Annotated in this window: 30 protein-coding genes and 1 other annotated feature; of the genes, 9 read left to right on the top strand and 21 right to left on the bottom strand. The window is 33.5% G+C overall.

Features of this window, described 5'->3' with window-relative positions; all coding sequences use genetic code 11:
* Nucleotides 1-295: 295 nt before the first annotated feature.
* Nucleotides 296-985, bottom strand: a complete 690-nt coding sequence (locus tag B7R67_RS18330) for a DUF975 family protein (RefSeq protein ID WP_088072438.1) — start codon at nt 983-985, stop codon at nt 296-298.
* Between the two features lie 90 nt (nt 986-1,075).
* Nucleotides 1,076-1,621, bottom strand: coding sequence for an NUDIX domain-containing protein (locus B7R67_RS18325; protein WP_088072437.1), 546 nt, complete (start codon nt 1,619-1,621; stop codon nt 1,076-1,078).
* A gap of 90 nt (nt 1,622-1,711) precedes the next feature.
* Between B7R67_RS18325 and mciZ the strand changes: the two genes are divergently transcribed.
* Entirely contained in the window at nt 1,712-1,861 is a 150-nt protein-coding gene (gene mciZ, locus B7R67_RS18320) for a Z-ring formation inhibitor MciZ (protein ID WP_088072436.1), read from the top strand.
* Nucleotides 1,862-1,898: 37 nt separating this feature from the next.
* Complete coding sequence (locus B7R67_RS18315; RefSeq protein WP_088072435.1) at nt 1,899-2,807, top strand: aldo/keto reductase; 909 nt, start codon at nt 1,899-1,901, stop codon at nt 2,805-2,807.
* A 32-nt stretch (nt 2,808-2,839) separates the two neighbouring features.
* Here B7R67_RS18315 and B7R67_RS18310 read toward each other — a convergent pair whose 3' ends face one another.
* Nucleotides 2,840-3,349, bottom strand: coding sequence for a GrpB family protein (locus tag B7R67_RS18310; protein WP_088072434.1), 510 nt, complete (start codon nt 3,347-3,349; stop codon nt 2,840-2,842).
* A gap of 249 nt (nt 3,350-3,598) precedes the next feature.
* Between B7R67_RS18310 and B7R67_RS18305 the strand changes: the two genes are divergently transcribed.
* Nucleotides 3,599-4,072 carry a MarR family winged helix-turn-helix transcriptional regulator gene (locus B7R67_RS18305; RefSeq protein WP_088072433.1) on the top strand — a complete coding sequence of 158 codons (474 nt, stop codon included), beginning with the start codon at nt 3,599-3,601 and terminating at the stop codon, nt 4,070-4,072.
* 12 nt (nt 4,073-4,084) lie between these two features.
* Nucleotides 4,085-5,602 carry an MDR family MFS transporter gene (locus tag B7R67_RS18300; protein WP_088072432.1) on the top strand — a complete coding sequence of 506 codons (1,518 nt, stop codon included), beginning with the start codon at nt 4,085-4,087 and terminating at the stop codon, nt 5,600-5,602.
* Nucleotides 5,603-5,772: 170 nt separating this feature from the next.
* Here the strand turns inward: B7R67_RS18300 and B7R67_RS18295 are convergent, their stop codons facing one another.
* From B7R67_RS18295 to asnS, 13 genes are all read right to left on the bottom strand, one after another.
* Nucleotides 5,773-5,964 carry a tautomerase family protein gene (locus B7R67_RS18295; protein WP_088072431.1) on the bottom strand — a complete coding sequence of 64 codons (192 nt, stop codon included), beginning with the start codon at nt 5,962-5,964 and terminating at the stop codon, nt 5,773-5,775.
* 14 nt (nt 5,965-5,978) lie between these two features.
* A complete protein-coding gene (locus B7R67_RS18290; protein ID WP_088072430.1) occupies nt 5,979-6,749 on the bottom strand; it encodes a 2-keto-4-pentenoate hydratase in 771 nt (256 codons plus the stop codon).
* 14 nt (nt 6,750-6,763) lie between these two features.
* The gene (gene dmpG, locus B7R67_RS18285) at nt 6,764-7,783 is read right to left on the bottom strand and encodes a 4-hydroxy-2-oxovalerate aldolase (RefSeq protein WP_088072429.1); all 1,020 of its coding nucleotides are present in this window, start codon (nt 7,781-7,783) and stop codon (nt 6,764-6,766) included.
* Between the two features lie 29 nt (nt 7,784-7,812).
* Nucleotides 7,813-8,694, bottom strand: coding sequence for an acetaldehyde dehydrogenase (acetylating) (locus B7R67_RS18280; protein ID WP_088072428.1), 882 nt, complete (start codon nt 8,692-8,694; stop codon nt 7,813-7,815).
* A gap of 12 nt (nt 8,695-8,706) precedes the next feature.
* The gene (locus B7R67_RS18275) at nt 8,707-9,489 is read right to left on the bottom strand and encodes a 2-keto-4-pentenoate hydratase (RefSeq protein ID WP_088072427.1); all 783 of its coding nucleotides are present in this window, start codon (nt 9,487-9,489) and stop codon (nt 8,707-8,709) included.
* A gap of 22 nt (nt 9,490-9,511) precedes the next feature.
* Nucleotides 9,512-10,993 carry an aldehyde dehydrogenase gene (locus tag B7R67_RS18270; RefSeq protein ID WP_088072426.1) on the bottom strand — a complete coding sequence of 494 codons (1,482 nt, stop codon included), beginning with the start codon at nt 10,991-10,993 and terminating at the stop codon, nt 9,512-9,514.
* Between the two features lie 47 nt (nt 10,994-11,040).
* Complete coding sequence (locus B7R67_RS18265; RefSeq protein WP_088072425.1) at nt 11,041-11,502, bottom strand: RidA family protein; 462 nt, start codon at nt 11,500-11,502, stop codon at nt 11,041-11,043.
* Complete coding sequence (locus tag B7R67_RS18260; protein WP_088072424.1) at nt 11,471-12,508, bottom strand: amidohydrolase family protein; 1,038 nt, start codon at nt 12,506-12,508, stop codon at nt 11,471-11,473. Before B7R67_RS18260 ends, B7R67_RS18265 begins: the two co-directional genes overlap by 32 nt.
* Complete coding sequence (locus tag B7R67_RS18255; RefSeq protein WP_088072423.1) at nt 12,493-13,032, bottom strand: 3-hydroxyanthranilate 3,4-dioxygenase; 540 nt, start codon at nt 13,030-13,032, stop codon at nt 12,493-12,495. Before B7R67_RS18255 ends, B7R67_RS18260 begins: the two co-directional genes overlap by 16 nt.
* A gap of 53 nt (nt 13,033-13,085) precedes the next feature.
* The gene (locus tag B7R67_RS18250; RefSeq protein WP_088072422.1) at nt 13,086-13,832 is read right to left on the bottom strand and encodes an IclR family transcriptional regulator; all 747 of its coding nucleotides are present in this window, start codon (nt 13,830-13,832) and stop codon (nt 13,086-13,088) included.
* A gap of 60 nt (nt 13,833-13,892) precedes the next feature.
* Nucleotides 13,893-15,392, bottom strand: a complete 1,500-nt coding sequence (locus B7R67_RS18245) for a 4-hydroxyphenylacetate 3-hydroxylase family protein (protein WP_088072421.1) — start codon at nt 15,390-15,392, stop codon at nt 13,893-13,895.
* 253 nt (nt 15,393-15,645) lie between these two features.
* Nucleotides 15,646-15,900 (bottom strand): YqkE family protein, encoded by a 255-nt coding sequence (locus tag B7R67_RS18240; protein WP_088072420.1) that lies wholly within the window; start codon nt 15,898-15,900, stop codon nt 15,646-15,648.
* 208 nt (nt 15,901-16,108) lie between these two features.
* Nucleotides 16,109-17,500, bottom strand: a complete 1,392-nt coding sequence (gene asnS / locus B7R67_RS18235; RefSeq protein ID WP_088072419.1) for an asparagine--tRNA ligase — start codon at nt 17,498-17,500, stop codon at nt 16,109-16,111.
* A 52-nt stretch (nt 17,501-17,552) separates the two neighbouring features.
* Nucleotides 17,553-17,791: a binding site (T-box leader), on the bottom strand.
* Nucleotides 17,792-18,020: 229 nt separating this feature from the next.
* On the opposite strand from asnS, the gene B7R67_RS18230 reads away from it, so the two are divergent.
* Nucleotides 18,021-18,266: a zinc ribbon domain-containing protein gene (locus B7R67_RS18230; protein WP_088072418.1), complete on the top strand. Its 246-nt coding sequence runs from the start codon at nt 18,021-18,023 to the stop codon at nt 18,264-18,266.
* A gap of 18 nt (nt 18,267-18,284) precedes the next feature.
* A complete protein-coding gene (locus B7R67_RS18225; protein WP_088072417.1) occupies nt 18,285-19,205 on the top strand; it encodes an alpha/beta hydrolase in 921 nt (306 codons plus the stop codon).
* Between the two features lie 44 nt (nt 19,206-19,249).
* Here the strand turns inward: B7R67_RS18225 and B7R67_RS18220 are convergent, their stop codons facing one another.
* Nucleotides 19,250-20,413 (bottom strand): iron-containing alcohol dehydrogenase, encoded by a 1,164-nt coding sequence (locus B7R67_RS18220; protein ID WP_088072416.1) that lies wholly within the window; start codon nt 20,411-20,413, stop codon nt 19,250-19,252.
* Between the two features lie 57 nt (nt 20,414-20,470).
* Nucleotides 20,471-21,058 carry a GNAT family N-acetyltransferase gene (locus B7R67_RS18215; RefSeq protein WP_088072415.1) on the bottom strand — a complete coding sequence of 196 codons (588 nt, stop codon included), beginning with the start codon at nt 21,056-21,058 and terminating at the stop codon, nt 20,471-20,473.
* 179 nt (nt 21,059-21,237) lie between these two features.
* Between B7R67_RS18215 and B7R67_RS18210 the strand changes: the two genes are divergently transcribed.
* The 3 genes from B7R67_RS18210 (at nt 21,238) to B7R67_RS18200 (ending at nt 23,251) form a co-directional block, all read left to right on the top strand.
* Entirely contained in the window at nt 21,238-21,447 is a 210-nt protein-coding gene (locus B7R67_RS18210) for a CDGSH iron-sulfur domain-containing protein (protein ID WP_088072414.1), read from the top strand.
* Between the two features lie 144 nt (nt 21,448-21,591).
* Nucleotides 21,592-22,626: a processed acidic surface protein gene (locus B7R67_RS18205; RefSeq protein ID WP_088072413.1), complete on the top strand. Its 1,035-nt coding sequence runs from the start codon at nt 21,592-21,594 to the stop codon at nt 22,624-22,626.
* Between the two features lie 4 nt (nt 22,627-22,630).
* Nucleotides 22,631-23,251, top strand: coding sequence for a class D sortase (locus tag B7R67_RS18200; protein WP_088072412.1), 621 nt, complete (start codon nt 22,631-22,633; stop codon nt 23,249-23,251).
* A 316-nt stretch (nt 23,252-23,567) separates the two neighbouring features.
* Here the strand turns inward: B7R67_RS18200 and B7R67_RS18195 are convergent, their stop codons facing one another.
* From B7R67_RS18195 to B7R67_RS18185, 3 genes are all read right to left on the bottom strand, one after another.
* Nucleotides 23,568-24,494, bottom strand: a complete 927-nt coding sequence (locus B7R67_RS18195; protein WP_088072411.1) for an aminoglycoside phosphotransferase family protein — start codon at nt 24,492-24,494, stop codon at nt 23,568-23,570.
* 236 nt (nt 24,495-24,730) lie between these two features.
* Complete coding sequence (locus B7R67_RS18190) at nt 24,731-25,222, bottom strand: DinB family protein (RefSeq protein ID WP_158095146.1); 492 nt, start codon at nt 25,220-25,222, stop codon at nt 24,731-24,733.
* Between the two features lie 162 nt (nt 25,223-25,384).
* Complete coding sequence (locus tag B7R67_RS18185; RefSeq protein WP_088072409.1) at nt 25,385-25,837, bottom strand: BclA C-terminal domain-containing protein; 453 nt, start codon at nt 25,835-25,837, stop codon at nt 25,385-25,387.
* Between the last annotated feature and the right edge of the window lie 423 nt (nt 25,838-26,260).

The raw sequence follows: 26,260 nt of genomic DNA, 5'->3' as shown, positions 1-26,260 counted from the left end.
TGTTACCCAATCAGAATCTACTTGTTCTTGATTGATATAGTGAAAGCATAAAGCCCATTATTCTTTTAATTTGATAACCAGTCTCCATGAACAAGCGAAAGATAATAATATAAACTGTTTTTTCGTTTGCCATTTCTTCTATTTCATTAATAATGGACTGTTGTCCTTTCCTTTCTCCTGCCTTTCCTTGTTCCTGCTCTTAATATAACGACCATCCTGTAACGGAAATCATCAACAATTTTTTGCAGTATCATTGATTAAAAGAGACAAAAAAAAAGACGCTTAAAACAGCGTCTTAAATTGTTTCATTTTTTTCTTCATAAGCTTCTTTTACTTCTTCGTAGAATTGAGCTAATGTCGCATAATAATATGGTCCTACGTAAAAAAGTGCTAGACCAAAAGTAATAATAACTAAAATTCCCCAACCAATGAATGAAAGTCCTAATAAAAATAGTTTCCATTTATAGCCATCCATCATTCTTCTGCTTAATGTAATCGCATCTAATGGCTTCATTTCAGGATGATCTTTTAAAATGTAACCAGTTTGTGAATACGCTAATGATTTAATAATTCCAGGAACAATTAATAAAATAGTCCAAAGAATCGTAAATATTGTTACTAAAATAAAAACTAAAAGTGCTCTTACGAATTGTTGCCCACTTTTAAAATAATAAAATAAGTCCGAAAAGCTTTTTTCTTCATCACGAATGATTTTAATAAAATAAACGATCAGTCCGTAACTAAATAATGCGTTTAATAATGTCGTTACAATCTGAATGACTGATGAAACCCCAAGTGGTACTGTTTCTGTTGTATTTGTTGGATCTAAAAATAGATTTCCTGTGTAATGATTATTTACTGGACCGTTTAGTAACATATGAATAATACCTTGTATTACGCCATAAATTACAAGCACTAAAATGGCTTTCCCCCAATTACCAGAAAGTCGATTTTTAGCTGTTCTTTTAATTGATGAAATTTTCATCTACTCATTCCTCTCCTTAAAAGTCACCTTATTGTACCATGTTTATTTCCATAATCTGAGAAATATTTTTAATTTTATTTTAATTTTAATTTAATTTTGTCCTAATAATTGTAAATATTGAATTGCAAAACACGTTTTCGCATCGTGTATTGAACCCTTTTTTAGCTCTTCTAAACATTCTTCAATTGTTAACTCGAATAGTTCTACAAATTCATCTTCATCTAATTGTGCGCTATTTTCTAGTTTTTTCAAATTTTTGGCAACATAAATATGTATGTATTCATCAGCGAAGCCAGGAGATGTGTAGAAAGATTGTAGATGCTCCCAATCGGCAGCTTCATATCCAGTTTCTTCTTCCAATTCTCGTTTAGCTGTTTCAAGTGGCTCTTCACCTTTTTCTAATTTTCCAGCCGGAATTTCTAAAAGACTTCTTTCTAAAGCTTTTCGATATTGCTCTACAAGGACAATTTTCCCTTCATCCGTAATTGGAATAATCGCCACAGCACCAGGATGCTTCACAATTTCACGTGTACTCGTATTTCCATTTGGTAATTCAACTTTTTGATGGTATAGCGAGATCACTCTTCCTGTAAAAATTTTTTCTTCAGCAATTGTTTTTTCTTCAAATTTTTTCATTTTTTTCATCACCTTGTTCTAATTTATATGGTTGTCACATACATTTTATCATTTATTCATTTAAATTACTTTCTGAAATGAGGTACTCCGATGAAAATGTCTATGACAGAAAATTCTGTTGTTCTCATTGGTTCAAAAACAGAAATTTTAAAAACACTTCAAACGATTGGCAAGCAATACAAAACTGTTCAAGAATGGATCCAAAATGCTGATGGTAAGTTACTCTATGTTGTAAAATAATCATCTTTTCCCTACAATTATAGTTGGAGGGATTTAAATGAAAAAACGTAATCTCGGATCAACTTCAATTAAAATTAGCGAACTAGGTTTAGGTTGTATGTCGCTTGGTATCCAAGAAAATGAAGCTATTTCTACAATTCACGCTGCTATTGATGCTGGTATTAATTATTTCGATACCGCTGATTTATATGATTTTGGTAGAAACGAGGAAATTGTTGGAAAGGCTTTAAAGGGCCGAAGAGATCAAGTAATTCTTGCTACTAAGGTCGGTAATCGATGGAATGAAATGAAAGATAGCTGGAGCTGGGACCCATCAAAGGAATATATAAAAGAAGCTGTTAAAGATAGCTTACGTAGATTAGATACAGACTATATTGATTATTACCAGCTACATGGTGGTACAATCGAGGATCATTATGAAGTAACAATTGAAGCGTTTGAAGATTTAGTGAAAGATGGGTTCATTCGACACTACGGTATCTCATCAATTCGACCTAATGTCATCAATCGATTTGTCAATCATTCGTCAATTCAAGGGGTAATGATGCAGTATAACGTGTTAGAACGAAGACCGGAAGAATTCTTTCCACTTTTCGAAAAACACAATATTTCTGTCATCGCACGTGGCTCAGTTGCTAAAGGTTTATTAACAAATCAATGGAAAAAGAAACTTACGAATAAAGGTTATTTGTCTTATTCTGAAAAAGAATGTGTAGATACTCTTCAAAACCTATTACAACTCTTAGGTGAAGAGCAATCTTTACATAGCTTAGCATTACAATTTTTACTTGAAAAAAAAGTTGTCTCTTCATTGGCTGTTGGGGCTAGAAATAAAGATCAATTAATCGAAAATATTAATGCCTATAATTCAAAACCATTAAATTCGCAACAACTCAAACAAATAAAAGAAATTTGCCACCTCACAAAATACGAGGATCATCGATAAACTACTCACTCCTTCCTTCTTTGGAAGGAGTCTTATTTCTTCCAATTTCCAGCTTTATCATCGATAACTTCTAAAAATTTTTTTCTTCCTTTTTTATATTCAGTTTTATTTTCCGGAAATTTTTTTGCAAGCTCCTTTTTTAGAGAAATGTACTCCATTGCTTGATCAGTATGAGCAATCATATATTCTCTAAATGCAATATTTCGTTCAATTATAGGGTTTCCTTTTGCAAAGACCTGGATATGAAAACTACAATTCTCATCACATTTAATAAAAAATCTTCTGTCTTCTTCCGATTCATCACCCATCTGTTCATAACCTAATGTTTTTAAGACATCACTATATTCATCAAACTGGCTCAAGCTTGTTACAACCAACATTAAATCGATGATCGGTATTGCAAACATATTTGGAATCGAAGTACTTCCTATATGATAAATTGCAACCTGCTCTGGTAATAATATTTCAATTGCTTTTTTTTCACTCTGATAATCTGCTTCCCATGATTGGCGATAAGGTACAATTTCAATCTTGTTTTTCATCGTCTACTCCTACACTTTTTTATTCATACCATATTGATAGGATGCTCAATTTTGTCATTACTTGCTCATCAAAACTGATGATTTAACCTTTTAAAAAATCAAAATTTAATACTAAATTAAATTTTGGTTAAAATACTCTCAATTTCTTCTTTAATTGGTTCCTTTGAATTATAATTATCTTAGTTTCTAAGAGTTTTAGTTATGTTAACTTTTTTATATGTACTTCCTATATTTTAAGGAGAGAATGATATGTCAGAAAAACCAATCATCAGAAGTGAATTTATTCCGTCCCTTATAATGGAATTTAGAAAATTCAGTACCTCAATCGTTCTTTTTAATGAAGGCCTTGCTTCAAACCTTCATTTAAATGCTACTGATTTAAGATGCCGAGAATTACTTTGTCACACCGGGCCGATTACAGCTGGAAAGTTATCCCAATTAACCCACTTAACTACTGGTGCGATTACTGGGGTAATTGATCGACTTGAAAGAGCCAATCTTGTCGAAAGAATTCAAGATCCCAATGACCGTAGAAGGGTAATTATTCAACCCGTATACGAACGTGATGATGAATTAGGAAATCTTTTTAAACCATTATCTGACTCTCTTTCAAATATTTTTAATCAGTATGATGATAAAGAGTTAACATTATTATTTAAATTTTGGAATGATATTAATGAGCTGATTCCAAAAGAAACACAAAAATTAAATAAAAGTGAATAAGGGGGAAACTTGATGGTTTCAAAAGAAAGTAAAGTCAGCTTTGTCGTCGCGGGTCTTTTATTAGGAATGCTGATGGCAGCTATGGATAATACAATTGTTTCAGCTTCGATGCCGACAATTGTTGGGGAACTTGGTGGCCTAGACCAATTTATTTGGGTTACTTCAGCATATTTAGTGGCTACGATGGCAAGTATGCCAATATTCGGTAAACTGTCTGATATGTATGGACGTAAACGATTTTATTTATTAGGACTTTTAATTTTCCTAATTGGTTCAGCCTTATGCGGAACTGCAAATAGCATTGTTCAATTAAGTATTTATCGTGCAATTCAAGGTATTGGTGGAGGCTCATTGATGCCGATTGCATTTACCATTATATTCGATATTTTCCCGCCAGAAAAACGAGGAAAAATGACTGGTTTATTTGGAGCAGTTTTTGGTTTATCTAGCGTTTTTGGTCCATTATTAGGAGCTTATATTACAGATCAAATCGATTGGCGTTGGATTTTTTACATTAATTTACCTTTAGGCATCATTTCATTATATTTAATTTCACAATTTTACAAAGAAAATCTTCAATTAAGAAAGCTTAAAATTGACTGGTTTGGTGCCATTACATTAGTAGGCTCTGTTGTCAGTTTAATGTTTGCACTAGAGCTTGGTGGTAATGAATATGATTGGAATTCAGTGCAGATTCTCTCTCTGTTTGCAATCTTTGCAGTATTGTTCGTTTCATTTATTTTAATTGAAAGAAAAGTTGAAGAACCAATTATTTCGTTTAGCTTATTTAGAAAGCAATTATTCGCAGCTACTCAAGGTGTTGCATTTTTCTATGGTTCTGCTTTCATTATTACAACTGTCTTAATTCCTTTATTTGTGCAGTCGGTTTATGGTGGAACAGCTACAAACTCTGGTATCATTTTAATTCCAATGATGCTTGGTTCAGTAGTAGGGAGCCAAGTAGCTGGTCAATCTGTACGTAAATTTAGCTACAGAAGTATCATGCTAGTTTCAGTTGTTCTGTTTTTCACTGGTATGGCATTATTAAGCACATTAGATACTGACACAGCTAGATCAACTGTAACATTTTACATGATTATTGCTGGTCTTGGAATGGGTTGTTCATTCTCACTTCTAAGTATGGCAACACAACATAAAATTGAACCTCAAAAAAGAGGGATTGCTACTTCAACAAATACTTTCTTTAGAACATTAGGTATGACAATGGGTGTTACAATTTTTGGTACAATTCAAAATCACGTTTTTAAAAATAAATTAAGTGATTTACTTGGTAATCTAGGTGCTTTCGGAGGAAAAATTGATTCTCGCGCACTATTATCAGCTGATGCAAGAGCGAAAATTCCACCTGAAGTACTTCATAAAATTACAGATGCAATGGCTCACTCAGTTGCAACTACTTTTAAATGGACTTTAATTCCAATCGCACTAGGCTTTATTGCGATCATCCTAATGGGTAAAGAAAGATTAACTTTTGAAGTAAAAGAAAACCGCACTAAAAAGGCTCAATAATAAAGTGAACTTGCCGATTGGCGAGCCTTTGTTAAAGACAGAAGCATAGTTGCACTTCTATTTAATCGCTAAAATTGCAACTACGTCGAATTTTCTTCTCCGCTGCCAATTTATACTTTCTTAAATTGAAAAAAAGCCAAATCCAAAATATGGATTTGGCTTTTTTTCATTTAGTTCGTTTGTTCATCTTTTGCAATTCCACTAACCGACCAATTTTCCTTTTGAAGCTCATTAATTAAAATTCTTACTTGAGATGGCTCAACATCTAAAGTGCGACAAACTATTTCATTCATTTCTCTCATAAGTTGCTTTTTCACTTCAGTGTTTCTTCCTTCAAGCAAATGAATTTGAATGATTGGCATGAATATCTCACCTCTTATTTCTTTACTTGAAGTGATACTTTTTCAATTCCTTCAAAGTGGGCTTCAATGATATCTCCATCTTCTACATGTACTGCTTCAGTGATTCCACCTGTTAAAATAATCATTCCGGGATCAATTTGTTCACCATTTTTACTAAGCATTTTTACTAATTTTACAACTGATTCAACTGGATGATCCAATACGTCAGAGCTAACTCCACTTTGTACTTTCACGCCATTTTTATATAGTTCAACCTTGATTTGATCCCAAGATGTATAGGTAGGTGAATTTACTTGTTTACCAACGATAAACTTTGATGAAGATGCATTATCAGCAACTACATCAGTAAGTGTAAATGAGAAATTTTTATATCGACTATCAATTACTTCTAATGCTGGAACGATATACTCAGTTGCATCCCATACGTCTTTCGCTGTTATGTCTTGTCCAAATAACGGCTTATTGATCATAAACGCTATTTCAGGTTCAACCCTTGGATGAATGGATCCTTCCATACTCAACTGATTTTCTTCTAATTCCATTGATTTTGTTAAGCGACCATAGATTGGTTCATCAACGTTCACAGATTTTTGTTTAGCGATACTTGTTAGTCCCATTTTCCATCCAATTAAAGGATCTCCATTTTTTATTGCCTGTTCAATACTTAATCTTTGAATTTCATACGCATTGTTCACATTTAGTTCAGGATACTCAATTGTGATTTTATCCATTTCTAGACCGTTTTTTTGGTGCATATAAATTTTATTTGCAATATCAGTAATCATTGTTAAGTCTCCTCTCAAAAAACAGACAATTTTTTATTTGCTATCATACAAGCAACTTCTTGAATCATATCTTCTTGCCCACCGACTACTTTTTGTTTTCCTAATTCAATCAATATATCTCTTGCATCTACATTCCATTTTTTAGCTGCTCGATTTGCATGCAATAGAAAACTAGAATAAACGCCAGCATAACCTAATATTAAGCTACCCTTTGTTATCTCTTGAGGTGTTTGGAGTATTGGTGCTACGATCTCTTCGGCTAAATCCATCATTTTATAGAAATCAATTCCAGTCTTGATTCCTAGACGTTCCAATACACCAATTAATACTTCGGTTTGCGTATTACCAGCTCCTGCTCCTAAACAACGAACGCTTCCATCAATTCTAGTTGCACCTTCTTCAATTGCAACTAATGTATTTGCCATTGCTAACGAAAGATTATTATGAGCGTGGAAGCCAATTTCAATCGTAAGAGACTGGCGTAATGCTCTAATTCTTTCTTTTACTTCATGCGGTAGAAATGCACCGGCAGAATCAACCATATAAACACTGTCTGCACCGTAGCTTTCCATTAGTTTTGCTTGTTCGACTAATTTCTCAACTGATGCCATATGTGACATCATTAAAAACCCTACTGTTTCTAAGCCAAGCTCTTTTGATGTGGAAATATGTTGTTTTGAAACATCTGCTTCCGTTACATGAGTTGCAATTCGTGCCATTTTCGCACCAATATCCGATGCTGTTTTTAATTCTTTTACAGTCCCAATACCAGGTAAAAGCAATACAGAAATCTTCGATTGAGTACATGCATTTACTGCAGCCTCAATCAATTCAAATTCATCTGTTGTTGATAAACCATATTGTAAAGATGAACCACCGAGTCCATCACCATGTGATACTTCAATAAATGGCATTTTTGCATCATCCAATGCCTTCGTTATACTGATCACTTGGTCAACTGTATAAGAATGGGCAATTGCATGACTCCCATCCCGAAGAGCTACTTCTGTTACAATGACATCTCTGTCCTTCATTGTACTCCCCACTTTCTTCCATACTTAGTTTATAAAGTTTTTACAAGGTCATATTGAGCAATTTCTTCTGCTACTTTCACTGCGGATGCCGTCATGATATCCAAATTACCAGCATAGCTCGGTAAATAATCACCTGACCCTTGGACTTCTAAATAAACAGTTATCATTGAACCTTCGATTATTGGATCCATTCTTAAACGATATCCAGGTACATATTCCTGCACTTTTTTCACCATTTGCTTAACCGAATTCATCATGATTTCTTGGTTAAATTCATCATTTGCAACCTTGCAATAAACTGTATCTCTCATCATAATTGGCGGTTCTGCTGGATTTAAAATAATAATTGCTTTTCCTTTTTTAGCACCGCCAATCTCCTCAAGCCCGCGAGCTGTAGTTACTGTAAACTCATCGATATTAGCACGTGTTCCCGGTCCGGCACTTCGGCTACTAATCGTTGCTACGATTTCTGCGTACTCTACTTCTGCAACTGTGCTGATCGAATGAACGATCGGAATTGTTGCTTGGCCTCCACAAGTGATCAGATTAACATTTCTTTCTACTATATGAGTGCCTAAATTTACAGTTGGTACAACAAACGGTCCAATTGCAGCTGGTGTTAAATCAACTACTCTTTTCTTTAGTTCACCAAGTATTCTCGCATGATGAATATGGGCCTTTGCGGAAGTCGCATCAAATAATAAATCAGCTAATTCTTTCCTCTCAATGAAACCTTCTATACCATTATCAATTACTTCAATGCCTAAATCTTTAGCACGTTTTAACCCGTCGGATTCTGGATCAATTCCAATCATCGTTGTAAGCTCTAAAAATTGATTATTTTGTAATTTCATCATTAAATCTGTTCCTATATTACCCGAACCAATAATACCAACTTTTAATTTTTTCATAATTCACCTCATTTAAGTAAATGAAATCGATACTTCACCTAATAATGGAAACTTCGCAGTAAAACAATCGCCTTCATTTGCATTAATTGCCGCAGATAATGCGCCTGATAAAATTACTTCTCCTGCATTTAATGAAATTCCAAACTCACTCAATTTATTTGCTAACCAAGCAACACAATGAATTGGATTTCCAAGTACTGCATCTCCCTTACCTGTATTCATTAATTCATCATTTCGATATAGATCCATCGTGACATTTGGTAAGTCGATTTCGTTAACATCATAACGTTCATTTCCAAGTACAAATAAACAAGACGAAGCATTATCAGCTACGGTGTCCTCTAAGCGAATTTTCCAATTTTCAATCCTACTATCAACGACTTCTAAAGCTGGTACGATATAGTCAGTTGCATCAATCACATCTTCAAATGTAATATTTGGACCAATTAAATCCTTCTTTAAAACAAATGCAATTTCAGCTTCTACTTTTGGTAAAATTTTATTTGCTAACGAAATTTCACCAAAATTAGGAATGTGCATATCCGTTAATAAATGGCCGTAATCTGGCTCATCTACTCCTAGTAGTTCCTGCATTGCAATTGAAGTTAATCCAATCTTTTTGCCAATAATTTTTTGTCCCTTTTTCACTTTTTCTTCGACATTTGTTAATTGGATTTGATAGGCTTCCTTCTCAGTTAAGTTTGGGTAAATTTCGGTTAAAGCTTTTACGCTGTTTCCGCTCTCTTCTGCTTCTTTTAACAGTAATGATAGTTCATCTACACTAGTAATCTTCATTTCGCTTATCTCCTTTGGAAGTTTATAATTTAATCGTGATATTCGATAGTTCACTATAAAACTCAAAGCTATGAATGCCACCTTCACGTCCTAAACCACTTTGTTTCATTCCTCCAAAAGGTGTACGTAAATCTCTTAAATACCAAGTGTTTACCCAAATAATACCTGCTTCAATTTGATGTGCAACGCGATGTGCTCTACGTAGATCGTTTGTCCAAATTGTTGCTCCTAAACCATAATGAGTATCATTCGCCCATTCAATCACTTCTTCTTCGGAATCAAATGGAAGGACTGTTACGACCGGTCCAAATATTTCTTCTCTTACACATCTAGAATCACGAGTTAAACCTGTAATGATTGTAGGTGAGATAAAACATCCTTTATCGATAGATTCTGGTCTACCTCCACCAGTTAAAATTTTTCCGCCTTCTTCTTTTGCAATTTCAATATATGATAATACTTTTTCATAATGCTCTTTACTAATAACTGCTCCAACATTTGTATCCTCTTTAAACGGATCCCCGATTTTTAATTCCTTTGTTTTCGCTACAAATTTTTCAATAAACTCATCAAAGACTGTTCTCTGAACATAAATTCGAGAACCACATAAACAAACCTCTCCTTGATTCATAAACGACGATTTTAAAGTTGTTTCAATCACTTCATCCAAATCAGAATCTGCAAAAATAATGTTCGGATTTTTTCCACCTAATTCAAATGATAATTTTTTTAAGGTTGGAGCAGCTGCCTTCATTATTGCTGTCCCTGTTTTCGTTTCACCTGTAAATGTAATTGCATCTACATTACTATGCTCTGTTAATGCTGAACCTGCTGCATTTGCACCAAAGCCGTGCACGATATTCACTACTCCATCTGGTACACCAGCTTCTTTACATATTTCAGCTAATACGGTTGCTGTCATTGGCGTCCATTCAGCTGGTTTCATAACTGCTGTATTTCCAGCTGCTAAGCAAGGTGCTAGCTTCCACGTTAAAAGTAATAATGGTAGATTCCAAGGGTTTATCATTCCCACTACCCCAACCGGTCTGCGATATGAATAATGTAATGCAGTTTGATCTTGCATATGAGACTCTGAACTTAAAGTTGTAATATAATCAGCGAAGAAGTAGAAATTATGAGCCGATCTTGTTATATCAACTTCTAGCGCAAGATTATATGGTTTTCCTGTATCCATTGCCTCCAACGCTGCTAATTCTTCTTTTCGAGCCAAAATCCCGTCACCGATTTTTCTTAATACTGCTGCTCTTTTTGAACTTGTAAATTGTTTCCACTCACCTTTTAATGCTCGTTTTGCAGCTTTTACGGCTAAATCGATTTCTAATTCTCCACCTTCTGAAACAGATCCTAAAACTTCTTCCGTTGCAGGATTAATATTTAAAAATGTTTTTTGATTAAATGAAGGAGTATATTGTCCATCAATAAAATGCTTACAATCAATCGGTAATGTTTTATTTCTTTTTTCTGTAATTTGCAAAATAGACACCTACCATTCTAATAGAATAAAAGGTGACACGAATGCCACCAATTTTTTTACTCTTCTATTTCTACAATCATTTCAATTTCAATTGCTGTGTTATTTGGAAGCTGAGCCATTCCAACAGCTGATCTCGCATGCTTTCCTTTTTCACCAAACACTTCCACTAATAAATCAGAAGCTCCATTCATAACTTTAGGCTGATCATAGAAATCTTCTGTACTGTTTACAAAGCCTAGTATTTTTACAATCCGTTTTACTTTCGAAAGCTCCCCTAATTCATGTTTTAATACACTAATCAAATTCAACATTGACTCACGAGAAGCTTCATATCCTTCTTCGATTGTTAGCTCTCTGCCAAGTTTGCCATGATATTCGTCAACTCCTTGTCCCGCTGTAAATAGTAGATTACCAGTACGAACAAGACTGACATAGTTACCAACTGCTGGTCTAATTGGTTTGATTGTGTAACCTAAACTGTTTAATCTATCTTCTGGAGTCAATACTTTGTTTTCCATATAGTAAGTCTGTCTCCTTTTTATTTAAAAATTCCAATGCATTTTTTCCTAAAATACAATCTTTCATTTCTTTACTAATTTCCATCTGATCAATGACTCTACCAGGTGGCGTTTCCCTTAATAAGAAAGGATAATCGGAACCCATAACAATCTTTTCGTATCCAAATCGATTGATTAAAAATTTGATATTAATTGGATCATAGTGTAGCGAATCAAAATAGAAATTATTTACATAATGACTTGGCGGATTTGCTGTTTTTCGCAAATGAGGCCATACTTTCCATCCTTGATCTAGCCTTGGTAGAATAAATGGGAATGACCCTCCGCCATGTGCAAAACAAATCTTTAAATTTGGATATTTTTCGATTACGCCACCAAATGTTAAGCTTGCTGCAGCTAAAGCTGTTTCACTTGGCATACCGACCGTATACATAAAATTATGATTTGGAGTACGATCCTTCGCTAATGTTTCCCATGGGTGAATAAATAATGGTACATTCCATTTTTCAGCCATTTCAAAAAATTGGCTAAACTCATCGCTATCTAAATTTGTTCCATTTACATTTGTTCCAATTTCAAGGCCGCTTAGTCCAAGTATATGAATACAACGATCCATTTCTTGAATTGCGCTATCAGCATCCTGCATTGGTACTGTCCCTAATCCAATAAACTTTGTAGGATTATTTTTCACTGTTTCAGCAATAAAATCATTCTGGATTTGTGCCATTTCTAAAGCAGCTTGGATAGGTGCCCAATAAGAAAATGTAACAGGAATTGGGGATAGTACTTGCATCGTTACACCTTCATTACTCATGTCTTCAATTCTTTTTTCAGGACTCCAAACTTGATCAGTTACTTCTCTAAAGACTTTTCCTGCAACCATAATATTGGCACCACATGAACATGTTGGTTGTAAAATTGGCCATCTTTCATGACCATATTTCTCAAAAAAATTCGGTAAATCGGAAGGAATGATATGTGTATGAAAATCTATACGCATACCCATTCATCCACTTCTTCTTTCATGACATGTCCACAGCTTTTACATGTTCTTAACTCAAGGCTACCATTAAAATTCTCAATGGCTTCTTTTACTTGTGTACCAATATCCGTTAATTGTACAGTTGTTTTATGCATTTCTTCATTACACTCTTCACAGAACCATACAAAGCTCTCTAATTCACCTTCTGCTCTTTTTCTTTCAATCACAATTCCATATGAATCTTTTACTCTATGAGGTGAATGTGGAACAAAAGATGGAAGCATAAAGATTTCTCCTTCACCCACTGTTACAACTTCACGTTTCCCATCCGGCGTAATACACTCAACATAGCAATTACCTTTAATTTGATAAAAAAATTCATCTGCAGGATCGATATGGAAATCTCTACGTTTATTCGGTCCCCCGATAATCATTGCAATATACTCTGAATCTTCCCAAATCACTTTATTATTAACTGGTGGTTTTAATAGCTCTTTATTATCCTCAATTAATTTGAAAATATTAAATACCCGACTTTTAAGATTCATCTCTATTCCTCCCAATTAATTTATTTTTATTCGCAATTAAGTAAGCGCTATTATTAAGCGTTAATATAACCTAACTGGTTTGACACTGTCTTAGCAGTTTTTACAACGTCTTGAATCATTCGACCAATATCTTGGCTCATCATATACGAAACAGGACCAACCATATTTAACGCTGCAAAAGTCTTGCCAGTATATGTTTGTAATGGAGCCGCAATTCCAAATAATCCTAGATCATTTTCATTGTTACTGATGCTGTAACCGTTCTCTCTAATCGCAGCCATTTCTTTGTTTAATGCATCAATATTTGTAATCGTATTTGTTGTAAAAGGTATAAATCCTCTGTCAATCGTCGTTTTTAAATAGGCAGGATTATAAGATAGTAAAATTTTACCTGTGCTCGTACAATATGCAGGTCGCTTAGAACCTATAAATGTCGGTACAGGTATCGAATGTTTAGAAGAAACTTTTAAAACAAATCGCACATCTCCTTTATCAAACATTCCGATATGAACTGTACTATCATAATTTTTTAGTAGATTTTCTAATAATGGAATCGCTTCACTATAAATGTCTTGTTGATGCATTACGTGATTACTCCATTCAAGTAACTTCCATCCAAGCCGATATTTTTTTCTACTATCTTGAATTAAAATACCTTCTGCACAGAGAGTCCGCACTAAATGATGGACTGAGCTTGCATTCATATTTAACTTTTCAGCTATTTCCAAATTTCCTAAGACTGGTTCATCTTCCGTAAAGCAATCCAATATTCTAGAAATCTTTTGAACTGAAGAGATCACTTAATTACCCTCCTCATTAAATCTAAAAAATTTCATAAATCCCCTGCTTTCTAAAATTAATCAGTTAATTTTAGAATTCGCTAGATTAGTAGATACTCCTTTTAAGTTTTTTGCACCATTTAAGGCATCATCAACCATGCTAAACGATTTTTTCCGTTTCATTTGGTTATAATAGATTGCTCTTTTTCGAATTGGATCACCTGTATAGTATCTTTCATATTGAAGTGCTCGTTGACCAAATGCTTCACCACATAAATCCCAAGCAAGTTTAAATAATTGGACACGTTCTAATGATGATATCCCTTCACGTCCAACATAGTATTTATCCATTGCATCTCTAAGCTCTGGATGTTCAAAGTCTGCTTCTGTTGGTGACATTAGTAGACCACCTGCTCCGATTGTTTGAATCACTTCAATTGCTCTCGGATACATTGTTGGAAGTAATCCACGAATCGTTTCTAGTGGTTCCCACGCTGGTCTTACTTCGCCCGAAGGTAGTGTCTCATATTCTGTTTCTGCTACTCTGAGTAGAGCACGGATTGTTTCAACTGATTGTAGAAGCTCACCTAAATCATTTTGTACATTTAAATAAACATCAACCCCAATTGAATCGGCTAGCTTACAAGCTACTTCCACTGCAAATGCTAATTTCACATAGCCTCTTACACCAGACTGATGCGCAGGCTGTTGCGCTATGCCTGTTTTTGGATATAAATTATTTGCAGCTTCAACATTATTATGAATAAAGACACGATTCCAAGGAACTACTACATCCTCAAATACAAGTACAGCATCCATCTCTTCAAATCTAGAAGCTAATGGATGATCAAAGAATGATCTTTTACCATCTTGCATTTGCTCTCTGCAAAGGATTTTTAATCCTGGTGTATCAATCGGAAGTGCAAATGCTAACGCATAACGCTCATCACCTTGGTGGAATCCAGGGAATGAATAAATAATTACTTCATCAGTAATCGGCGCTAATGTTGCAAGCATTTTAGCTCCTCTAACAACTAATCCATCAACCGTTTCTTCCACAGCACCTAAGTGAGTAAAAAGATCTTTTTGTTCATAAGATGGCTTACTGCGATCATTTTGCGGGTTAATAATTGCGTGTGTTAAGAAGACGTCATGATCACGAACATATTTAAAATAATTTTGAATATTTTTAGACCACTCTGGATTATATTTATCTAAAAACCATGAATTACTTGCCATTGAAGTTAATACAATGTTCAAGAAATCTGGTGTTCTTCCCATTAAACCGAATGTTGATTTTGCATATGCTTCAAACAATTCTCCACGAGCTTTAATATCTTCAAATGTTTTTGGTACTAAAAATGCATTTGAGATTCGCTCACCTGTTTCTTCACAAATATGTGTGATTTTGTCTTGATAAGCTTGATCAAATTGCATATCATATAATTTTGCAATTTCAAGGATTGGTTGCTTAAAAACTGGGTGGTTTACGATGTCTTCAACCTTTTCCCCACCTAACCATACTTCCGGCTTTCTAGACTTTAGTCCTTCAATATATTGCGCTCCTGTACGAATACCCATTTCATCATTCCTCCACTCCGATATGAAATTTTTGTTTTTTAAATCGAATTCGGAAAATTTTTAAAGCGCTTTCAAAATTAACAATTCATTTCACTATTCTATATTTTCCTCCTTCACAACATACTTCCTTTAATTTCACTATAAAAAATTATAAAATTTAGAACAATCAAAAAATTTCATAATATGAAATTTCCTAATTAAAAAAACATAAAATTTTCCTAAAAAAAATAAGCCGTCAATAATTGACGACTTATCATTTAAAATCCTTCCAAGAAATATTACTTTCATTTAATAACTCTTCAAATGATTTATTTTTCTCACGTAATCTTTTTTCTTCACGAATACGAGCTTCTTCTTCCTCTTTAAGCTTCGTTTCATTTTCTTGCAATTGTTTTTTTGTATTTTTTAATTTTTGAAGAATGTCTTCATTCATTAATGATCCTAATGATATTTTTTCTTTCTGTTCGTATGATGGTTTTGCAGATTGCTGCGGTTTTCTTTTTTTCATTTTATATCACCTTCCATTTCCAATATTTTATCATGAATTTCTAAGTAGAAAGAGAAGTATTTCAACTTTTTCTCATATTATAAAACGACTATTTCCCTTTCATCAAATGCTAAAATTCATGGATGTGATGAAATGTTGATTGGAGTGAAAAGTCCTTCATAAGAATAATAGGATGCCGCAGCATCCTATTGTTTATTTTACGATTAAATTAAAATTCTGCATTACCTGGTGTACGAGGGAATGGTATTACATCACGGATGTTTTTCATTCCTGTTAAATACATTACAAGACGCTCAAATCCAATTCCATAGCCTGAATGCTTTGTACCGCCGTATTTTCTAAGCTCCAAATACCACCAGTAATCTTCTTCATTCATACCAAGTTCTTTGATTCGATCTACAAGAACTGCTTCTCTTTCTTCACGTTGACTTCCCCCGATTAACTCACCAATACCGGGAACTAGTAAGTCTGTCGCAGCCACTGTCTTGCCATCCTCATTCGCTCTCATGTAAAATGCCTTAATTTCTTTCGGATAGTCAGTTACGTAAACAGGACGTTTGTAAATTTCCTCACTTAGGTAACGTTCATGTTCAGTTTGTAAATCTGTTCCCCATTCAACAGGGTAATCAAACTTTTTACCTGATTTCTGTAATAATTCAACAGCTTCGGTATATGTAACTCTACCAAAGTCAGATTCTAATGCATTCTTTAATCTTTCAATAAGCGTTTTGTCAATAAAGCTATTAAAGAATTCCATTTCTTCAGGTGCATTTTCAAATACGTAATTAATGACATACTTGACCATATCTTCACCAAGGTCCATGATATCTGGTAGCTCAGCAAATGCAACTTCTGGTTCTACCATCCAGAATTCTGCAGCATGTCGTGCAGTATTAGAATTTTCTGCTCTAAAAGTCGGACCAAATGTATACACATTACGGAAAGCAAGCGCATAAGCTTCTCCATTTAATTGACCACTAACTGTTAAATTAGTTTCTTTGCCAAAGAAATCTGCACTTTCATCCACTTTTCCGTCTTGAGCTTTTGGAAGTTGGTTTAAATCCATTGTTGTCACACGGAACATTTCTCCTGCGCCTTCTGTGTCGCTTCCAGTAATAATCGGTGTATGTACATAGACAAATCCTTTTTCTTGGAAGAATTTATGAATAGCATATGATGCAATAGATCGTACTCTGAAAACCGCTGAGTATGCATTCGTTCTTGGACGTAAATGAGCGATTGTTCTTAAATACTCAAGAGAATGTCTCTTTTTTTGTAAAGGAAAATCTGCATCCGATAACCCTTCAACAACAATTTTTGTCGCTTTAATTTCAAAAGGTTGTTTCATTTCCGGAGTAGGAATAAATTCACCTTCTACTAAAACAGTAGAGCTAATTGGTAACTTCGTAATTTCTTTGAAATTATCAAGGCTATCCTCAAAAACTACTTGTACACTCTTAAAGAATGTTCCGTCGTTTAACTCCATAAAGCCAATCGTTTTTGAATCACGAAGAGTACGGATCCATCCTGAAATTTGAATCGTGTTGTCTTTAAATTTTTCTTGATTTCTGTATAAATCTTTAACTACAGTCTTTATCATAATTAGCCTCCTTATATTAATTATCCAATAAAAAAAGCCTTCTATCCCTATAAAAAGGGACGAAAGGCTAACTTCCGCGGTACCACCCAAATTGTCATAACATGACCAACTTTAAAGCTAATATTGCTTATCCCAGTTCATAACGTGCTGGTAACGTCTAAGCCTACTAAAGATATCTCTTTCGGTTAGAACTCAAAGGTGTTCTTCATTCATGCTTCATCACTAGGCTTCCACCATCCCCAGCTCGCTATCGAATATAGCAAAAACTACTTTCCTTTTCATCGTTTTAAATATGTAATTTTTAAAGGAATTTTTCTTGTAATAATTTATCACAAAACATAATCTTTTGTCTAGTTTCCTTAAAATATATTCATTGGTATTTTACTTTGTTCTATACCTTAAAAGGTACAAAAAGTTACAACCTATTTACTTTTTGTCTTTAAAAATGTCCGAATTGTCAAAACTAATTTACAAAACTTCATTTTTTTTATGATACACTTTACTAAAAAGGAGGGCTATTATGGCTAAAGCTGAGCAATTGCTAAAGGATAAATTTGTTTGTTCAAAATGTAAACATACGCATGCAAAAATCAAAGAAGTATCAATGTCAGGTTCAGGTTTAAGTAAGTTACTAGATATTGACTATAATCATTTTTTATTTGTGTCTTGTTTAAATTGCGGTTTTGTTGAGGTTTATAACCCTTCAATTTTAGAAGGAAAAACTCGGGGAGAGTTAACTACTATTCTTGATATTCTTTTTGGATAAGAGAGTGATGATACTAATATGATCATATGGCTTGTTGTCGTTTTACTTTTTCTTGTTTATTTTATTGGAATTGGCTACTATTTTACGCAGCAAGTTTTGTTTATTAAAACAAATTCACTAGATTCTATTTATCAACGAGAGTTAGAAAATTCCCGTTTCGATGAAGACTTGTACCGCTCGTATTCTAAACAACCTTTTTCAGTTCAATCTCGTTATGGATATGAATTAAAGGGATATATATACGAGGCCTTTGAGACAAATAATTGGGTCATTATTACACATGGTGTAACGGTTAATAAAAATAATTCGATTAAATATGCTGAACTATTTTTAAAGCTTGGTTTTAATGTACTAACTTATGATCATAGACGACATGGCGAGTCAGGTGGACATACAACAAGCTATGGATACTATGAGAAATATGACCTACAAACCATTGTTCAATATTTAAAGCATATAAAAGGGGATATCGTTTTTGGTATTCATGGGGAGTCAATGGGAGCATGTACAATGCTACAATACGCTGGTTTTGTTGAGGATTCTGCAGCTTTTTACATCTCTGACTGCGCGTTCTCTACATTTGAGGAACAGCTCACATACCGGTTAAAAATGGACTATAAACTTCCAAAATGGGCAGTCCTTCCAGTTTCTAGCATTTGGTTAAAACTTCGAAATGGATTTTTCATTAAAGATATTTCCCCATTACTGGCAACCCATCATATTAAACAACCTGTATTATTTATTCATAGTAAACCAGACCCTTATATTCCTTATACACATACACTCAAATTATTTGAAGCGAAAAACCAAAATAAAAGAGAATTATATATTGCCGAAAATGGTGCCCACGCCATGAGTTTGAATGAAAATAAAGAAGAATACTATTCAATAGTTTCATCTTTCTTAAATGATATAGGTATTAAACATCATTCATTATAAAAAAATGGACAGAGATTTTCTGTCCATTTTTTTGTTTGAATCGATTATAGAGCTGCTTCTAAAATTTTCAAAGCATCTTCTTGATCTAATTTTTTAAAGTTACCAAACGGACCATACTTAACAGTCTTTGCAGCCATTTCAGAAAGCTGGTCTTTTGTAATTCCATACTCACTTAATTGACTTGGCGCGCCAATTGAATTCCAGAATGAACGTAAAGCCTTAATACCAGCTAATGCCCACTCTTCTTTTGACATTGAACCTTGTTCGATCTCAAAAACTCTTTCTGCAAATTGACAGAAACGATCAACGTTTTCACTCATTACATATTCCATCCAATGTGGGAAAATAATCGCTAATCCTCCACCATGAGGAATATCTGTTACTGCAGAAACTGCGTGCTCAATATTATGCGTTGCCCAGTCACCTTGTACACCCATGCTTAAAACACCGTTTAGTGCCATCGTACCGCTATATAATAACGTTTCACGTGCTTCGTAATTATTTAAATTCTCAACTGCAATCGGAGCAGTTTCAATTACCGTTTTTAAAATTCCTTCACAGAAACGATCTTGAATTTTTGTATTCGTTCCATGGTGGAAATATGACTCGATAACATGTGACATGATATCTACTGAACCATACACTGTTTGATCTCGAGGTACTGTATACGTATTTTGAGGGTCTAATATAGAGAATGTTGGGTAGCTAAATCGACTTCCCCATCCTAACTTCTCATTCGTTTCCCAGTTTGTAATAACTGAACCAGCGTTCATTTCAGAACCTGTTGCCGCAAGTGTTAAGACAGTTCCAAATTTTAATGCGTCATTTGGAACAGCTTTTCGTGTAATGACATCCCAAATCTCGCCATCAAATTTTGCTCCTACTGCAATTGCTTTTGTACAGTCGATAACTGATCCGCCACCAACAGCTAATATAAAATCAATTTTTTCATCTCTGCAAATTTTAATGCCTTTATGTACAGTAGATAGTTTTGGATTTGGCTCTACTCCACTTAATTCATGGATTGTTTTGTCAGCTTCTTTAAGAATGCCTACAATTTGATCGTAAAGGCCATTTCTCTTAATACTTCCTCCACCGTACACAAGTAAAATATTTTTTCCAAAGCTAGCCGCTTTTTCTTTTAATTTTTGTACGCTGTCTTTCCCAAAGATTAATTCAGTTGGATTTGCAAATGTAAAAAAATTCAAAAGTATCCCTCCTTTTATCATTTATAATTTTAACTTAAACAATCGAAAGGATGCATCTTAAACGACTTTTGTTTGGAATATTTTTTTACTAATTGGGAAAACTAAATAATCGTATGGATGATTCATAATCGATCTTACTTTTTCGTACTTAAATCCTACTTTTTCATATAATCGACGTGCAGATGGTTTATTTTGATCAACATTCAATGAAACACGGGTTACTCCCTTTTTTTCCGCAAAGGACAATAATCCCTCTAATAATTCGGTTCCAATTCCTTTGCCTTGAAAATCTGGATGCACTGACAACGTATCAATATAAAAATCTTGATCATCAGCTTCTCTATCTACTTTAACATTTTCGATATTTAAGTTTTTGCTAATTATTTTTAGCATCTCACGATCAAGTTCTGATAAATCTGAAGATGGATAGGCAACGATTACCCCCACTACTTGCCCTTCATGTTCCTTTACTAAACAATTACGATAGCTTAATCGATTTTGCTCAGATTGTACGTAATATTCTAATATCGGTGTAGCTTGGTCATATGACGATGTCCCAGTTAACATAAATACAATATCTTCAATTGCTTGTACAATTAGAGGGACAATTTGCTTTGTATCTTCTTTTTTTGCGAATCGAATCATAATTGTCACTCCTTACTGTGAATTTTGTTGTTTACGATCAAATTTGATTCTTAATCTCTACCAAATTCCTATTTTATAAAAATTTAGTAACAAAAATTAATAATTAATTAAATTTCCCCTTTTATTTTAACATAAAATTAAATTATAATATTTCTAAATGTGTGTAGGAGGTAAATGATATGTCAGATGTTCAAATTAAAGTTTTAGATAATGGTCCATTACGTGTAACAGGTACAGTTCAACTAGTCGATGCTGAAGGTAATACATATCCTCAAAAAGCAGCTTTCTCATTATGTCGCTGTGGATTATCTAATAACTTACCATACTGTGACGGTACTCATAAAGGAAAGTTCGAATCTGTTGTTCGAGCTCCAAAAGAATCAGAATAATCATTTTCTGACGCCGATTATTTATTTAATCAAAATAATCGGCTTTCTTATGCCCTTATTCATTTAGTACATTTGAATCAAATCAATCATTCATTTAGTCTAGCACTTTTACATTATTGGGTATCACTTTAAGGGGGAAGCAACATGAAAAAGGTTTTAGCAACAGTCGTTTTATCCGCAGCTTTAGTCACGCCAGGTATTACTGCATACGCAGCACCAAATGCAAATGAATTAAAAACTTATTTAACAAGTATTCATCTAACTCAAGAACAATTAGAAGATTACTTAAATACTTACTATGATGAGTCAATCTCTGATTTTGATTCAGTTAAAGAATTGAAAGACACTTTAGGTGAAAGACTGACACAAAAGAGTTTAAACGCAATTCTAAAAGAAAATGGATATACTGAACAAGAAGTGATCGATCTAGCAGTTAAATATGATGATATGGACAAAAATGCATCATTACTAGACACATATTACTTTACTTCTGATATTGAAAACTTAATCTATTTAGATCAAGATGACTCAAGTAGTGACGAGTTCCCATCAATGGAAGATATATCTAGTGTTCTTTCAGCGTTTGGAGTTACTCAAACAGAAATAACTAACTTATCAACATATTTAGAAAAAGTAGTAAATAATGATCCTACTATTGAAGCAAAATTACAAGCTTTAGCTGATCGTGCAACTACTTTAGAAGATAAATATGCAGATACTTTCTCAATGGATACTGCTCCAGAAGAATTACCAGCTGGATTAAAAGTAGAATTAATTAATATCATTAAAGAGCTTGAATCGACATTGAAAATTGATGTTAAAATTTCTATTGAACAAAATGGTGTTAAAACGCCTTTAACTTTTGCTAAATTACTTACGATGGATGACTCTATGGAATCTATGGAAAATGTAAAAGTATATTTAGCTATTTATGACAACAATGGTAATCTATTATTAGACGCTTTGTTTACAGAAGATGCACTTTTAGGTAATGATAACTTAGTAGATTTAGTTAAAGATACTCAAAAAGCAATTAAAAATCCGAATGTTACTGTTAGAACAGAAAAAGGCGGAAAACTTCCAACTACTGCAACTCACACGACTGAATGGACAATGGTTGGTATGCTTATGATGTTGGCTGCTGTTGTTTTACGTAAAAAAGTAATCGCTAAACGCTAAACCTATGAATCGTAAACGAAAAGTTCTACTTATTTTTTCAGCACTTCTTTTTATTGTAGGATTATTTTTTGCTTCAACAAATGCTTTTTCAATGATTAAAACCTATATTCTTTATAAACAGTCAAAAGATGATTTTAAAAAAGAAATTAATAAAGAAACTGCAAGTAAATTGAAGCAAATGAAAAAAAATGAACCTCTTTATAAGACTTACCCTAATTTTGGAGATGAAATGGGATCTCTAACAATTCCTAGAATTAAAGCAACTTTACCAATCTTCCACGGGACAGATGAGGATGAGCTTGCAAAAGGAATTGGTCATTACGCTAAATCTGTTATGCCAGGTGAAAGAGATAACAGCGTCCTTGCTGGTCATCGAGATACTGTATTTCGTCAGCTTGGTGAGGTAAAAATCGGTGATCCGTTAATTGTTACTACTTCTGCTGGTACTTTTACCTACAAAGTTCATAAAATTCGAATCGTTGATAAGGATGATCGTACTGTTATCGTCCCAAAAATAAGACCGACTTTAACCGTAAGCACTTGCTATCCATTTCGTTACATTGGACATGCTCCTCAACGTTATATACTTGTTGCTAATTTAGTTAAATCCGAAGTGAATAAATAAACAACTAAGATGCTCACTATTTTTAGTGAGCATTTCAGACTGCCCGCCTGCGGTGCTCATTACCGTTTAATGGTAACTCCGCTCCTCACCGGGCTTCGCGCCTCGAAAGACAAACGTTTTCAATCAGTCTGATATTCAGATAAATAAGACATTATCTACACACTGAAAAGCTCACTATTTTTAGTGAGCTTTTTCATGTTATTGAAAAATAATCGTGAACAAATGATTAATCAGTTTGAACACGACAAAAGATTCGAATTCATTTTTCTAAAAATTAGTATTTAATAGTTTAAACTTATAAATTCATAGCTCTTCTTTAAACGTCTAATGCCGCCCAAAATTTTTCATTATTTAAGTTACGAACACTCCATTGGTAGTGCCCATCACTGCAATCTGGAGAAAAGAAATTGGCTGAATAAATACTGTAAAAAAGAACGTATAAGTGAATTGTACGCTTAGCTTCGTCTCCTAATTTATTAACGATTTTATTTAAATATCTTTCTAATTTTACTTCTCCTAATTCATCATACAAATCAAATAGAATCCAACTTAGTGCTACATCAAATAATGGATCTCCATACAAAGTCATTAATCCAAAATCAATTACACCACTAATTTTTCCGCTTTTATTTACTAAAAGATTTGATGGATAAAAATCTCCATGGATCAATGAATAGATTCCTGTATATTCGATGGATAGGTCATCAAGTAATCGTTTTAATTTCTGTTCGTAATGAAAAACATCTTTTTGCAAAAAGTCTTCTACTTCTATATTTTTTCTGAGCAGTGACTGTTTTAAAAAACCATACCAGTCTTCAGAAGAGATTTCATAATCACTTAATAATTTGATTCCATTAAAACGTTTATTTAATTTAATTGTTTTAATACTTAATATAGTAGATAAATAGTCTTCAAAAAAAGAATCTAATTGTTTGTCATCATAATAAGATAAATCCTTTTGAATATTCCTACCTTCAATTCGTTTTTCAATTGTTAAAATAGCATCTTTCTCCTTTATGATCTCATGAATTTTTGGTAATTCAACCTTTACATTACTTGGATTCATTGATTCATAAAATTGCTTCAAAATTTTTAGTTTTGGATATGCTGTTGATTTATATAATTTTATCACTCTTTCATGATCAAGCGAGTAAACTTCTGCTTCTTGCCCTTTCCCTAAAAAATCTGCTTCGTTAACATTGTATTTTTTCAAAATGTGAGACTTAACATTTTGTGCAATCATATTTTTATCTCCGTTTTCTTTATTTTTTCTCAATGGATTCTTAATCCTATTTTTCAATTCTCTTTCTATCTATTCCTGCTTTTTTTTAATAGAGCCCTTTATTTCGATTCATTTAATAAAGAAAACTCGGAGCAGTCAATGTAACTAATTATACCATTATTTCCCACTGTATTAAGAGCAGGAACAAGGAATGGCAGGATTAAGGAGGAAGTAAAAGATATTAAAAGACCTTTCTACTAATCTCTTATTTTCCATGAGCCTTGGGCTTTTCGAATGTAAATGATTTGCCCTATATGATAGACATTATGAGTGCATAGATTAGACAATGCCCTCCACCATTCTGCATCTACTGGAAAGTTTGGAATCTGTTCATAAAGCTTTGCTTCAGTTGATTCCATTATAACTTTCTGCCAATTTGCTAAATTCTCATCTAGTCGGTTAACAAGTTCTAGCCAACTTTTTATTGTAAAATTTTCGATTCCTCTAAATGTTGAAGCATTACTTTCAATCACTTCTTCAGGTATTTCTCCTTTAAACCTTTTTAACCATCTTTCATTATAAAAGTATAGATGATATACGATTTCACCTATTGTATGCGAAGACTCCTCTTGCCTCCACATAATATCTTCTAAGCTTAAATTTTCTAATGCTATACTTAATGGTTTAATCCAACTTTCAGCATTACGACAAACTTCTAACTGATCTAGTATAAACTCCTTTTTACTCAAAGAAATATTCCCCTTTCTTTTATAACCTTCTCTATTATGTAGGTTCGCACCTTTCATTCGATTCCCCTTTAATACTCTATGTTTTTAACTCATTAAAAAATGCACTACTTTTTAAAAGCAATGCATTCTTGCGATATGATAGCAACCTAGTCAAATTTTTACTTAATGTATTTTGAAAACATTTAGTGTTGCTCCAGCGCCTTGTAGCAGCGTAACTGTTCCTTCAAAATCAAACAATTCAAGTGAAATTGTATCGTCAGCTTCTAATGGTAAGATCATTTGACTAATAAAGATTGATCTATTCACTACAGTTGCAATTGTTGATGCATTGATTGGTCTACCATTTACTAGAATTCTTGTAGATACATTTAATAGTTCAGTTAAATTTACAGAGTAAACAATAAAGTAATTACCTGGTTGCTCAACAGTTAATCGATCATTTTCTTGATTAATTGTTATTCCTTCACCTAGATATTGAAATGATGGGAAGGAAACTTTTGTACCTTCTTTTACAACTGGAACTGTCCCTCCACTATTTGTTACAAACGCAAAACTTTCGCCAGGAGGTATAGGTGGAAATGGGTGTGGGTGTCTTGGCAATCTCGGATCTCTCATACTATCACCTTTCTTTTATTAATAGACGATATCCCCAAAGTAGCATTATAAAAGCTTGTCTATTTTGTTAATATATTCTATTAATATGAAAACTTTTGCTTTTCGTGACAGCATGTCTAAAAGTTTTTAAACTTTATTTTATTTAGATTTTAATAGATTAAAAAAACTCAATCTCAGGACTCTGTTTTTTTCACGCTGTTGAAAAATAAGCGTGTGAAATAATGACTAAATTTTCGTAAAGGAAGTTGGGTGATGTTTATTTCCACTACAGGATGCATGCTTAAGAGCAGGAACAAGGAAATGCAGGATTAAGGGGAAAGTGAAAGGAAAAGATATTAAAAGACTTTAAAGCATTTTATTGAATTCCTCTATATAATATATTTCCTACCTGCTTTTCCTGTTTTTCCTGCTTTTCCTGCCTTT

The organism is Gottfriedia luciferensis, assembly GCF_002156865.1.
GTDB classification, from domain to species: domain Bacteria; phylum Bacillota; class Bacilli; order Bacillales; family Bacillaceae_G; genus Gottfriedia; species Gottfriedia luciferensis.
The sequence above is the reverse complement of the archived record's forward strand: the minus strand, read 5'-3'. Positions and strand labels throughout refer to the sequence as shown.

Coding starts and splice junctions, on each gene's coding strand:
- B7R67_RS18330 (WP_088072438.1), bottom strand. CDS start 985: ATGAAAATTTCATCAATTAAAAGAACAGCTAAAAATCGACTTTCTGGT.
- B7R67_RS18325 (WP_088072437.1), bottom strand. CDS start 1,621: ATGAAAAAATTTGAAGAAAAAACAATTGCTGAAGAAAAAATTTTTACA.
- mciZ (WP_088072436.1), top strand. CDS start 1,712: ATGAAAATGTCTATGACAGAAAATTCTGTTGTTCTCATTGGTTCAAAA.
- B7R67_RS18315 (WP_088072435.1), top strand. CDS start 1,899: ATGAAAAAACGTAATCTCGGATCAACTTCAATTAAAATTAGCGAACTA.
- B7R67_RS18310 (WP_088072434.1), bottom strand. CDS start 3,349: ATGAAAAACAAGATTGAAATTGTACCTTATCGCCAATCATGGGAAGCA.
- B7R67_RS18305 (WP_088072433.1), top strand. CDS start 3,599: ATGTCAGAAAAACCAATCATCAGAAGTGAATTTATTCCGTCCCTTATA.
- B7R67_RS18300 (WP_088072432.1), top strand. CDS start 4,085: ATGGTTTCAAAAGAAAGTAAAGTCAGCTTTGTCGTCGCGGGTCTTTTA.
- B7R67_RS18295 (WP_088072431.1), bottom strand. CDS start 5,964: ATGCCAATCATTCAAATTCATTTGCTTGAAGGAAGAAACACTGAAGTG.
- B7R67_RS18290 (WP_088072430.1), bottom strand. CDS start 6,749: ATGATTACTGATATTGCAAATAAAATTTATATGCACCAAAAAAACGGT.
- dmpG (WP_088072429.1), bottom strand. CDS start 7,783: ATGAAGGACAGAGATGTCATTGTAACAGAAGTAGCTCTTCGGGATGGG.
- B7R67_RS18280 (WP_088072428.1), bottom strand. CDS start 8,694: ATGAAAAAATTAAAAGTTGGTATTATTGGTTCGGGTAATATAGGAACA.
- B7R67_RS18275 (WP_088072427.1), bottom strand. CDS start 9,489: ATGAAGATTACTAGTGTAGATGAACTATCATTACTGTTAAAAGAAGCA.
- B7R67_RS18265 (WP_088072425.1), bottom strand. CDS start 11,502: ATGGAAAACAAAGTATTGACTCCAGAAGATAGATTAAACAGTTTAGGT.
- B7R67_RS18260 (WP_088072424.1), bottom strand. CDS start 12,508: ATGGGTATGCGTATAGATTTTCATACACATATCATTCCTTCCGATTTA.
- B7R67_RS18255 (WP_088072423.1), bottom strand. CDS start 13,032: ATGAATCTTAAAAGTCGGGTATTTAATATTTTCAAATTAATTGAGGAT.
- B7R67_RS18245 (WP_088072421.1), bottom strand. CDS start 15,392: ATGGGTATTCGTACAGGAGCGCAATATATTGAAGGACTAAAGTCTAGA.
- B7R67_RS18240 (WP_088072420.1), bottom strand. CDS start 15,900: ATGAAAAAAAGAAAACCGCAGCAATCTGCAAAACCATCATACGAACAG.
- asnS (WP_088072419.1), bottom strand. CDS start 17,500: ATGATAAAGACTGTAGTTAAAGATTTATACAGAAATCAAGAAAAATTT.
- B7R67_RS18230 (WP_088072418.1), top strand. CDS start 18,021: ATGGCTAAAGCTGAGCAATTGCTAAAGGATAAATTTGTTTGTTCAAAA.
- B7R67_RS18225 (WP_088072417.1), top strand. CDS start 18,285: ATGATCATATGGCTTGTTGTCGTTTTACTTTTTCTTGTTTATTTTATT.
- B7R67_RS18215 (WP_088072415.1), bottom strand. CDS start 21,058: ATGATTCGATTCGCAAAAAAAGAAGATACAAAGCAAATTGTCCCTCTA.
- B7R67_RS18210 (WP_088072414.1), top strand. CDS start 21,238: ATGTCAGATGTTCAAATTAAAGTTTTAGATAATGGTCCATTACGTGTA.
- B7R67_RS18205 (WP_088072413.1), top strand. CDS start 21,592: ATGAAAAAGGTTTTAGCAACAGTCGTTTTATCCGCAGCTTTAGTCACG.
- B7R67_RS18200 (WP_088072412.1), top strand. CDS start 22,631: ATGAATCGTAAACGAAAAGTTCTACTTATTTTTTCAGCACTTCTTTTT.
- B7R67_RS18195 (WP_088072411.1), bottom strand. CDS start 24,494: ATGATTGCACAAAATGTTAAGTCTCACATTTTGAAAAAATACAATGTT.
- B7R67_RS18185 (WP_088072409.1), bottom strand. CDS start 25,837: ATGAGAGATCCGAGATTGCCAAGACACCCACACCCATTTCCACCTATA.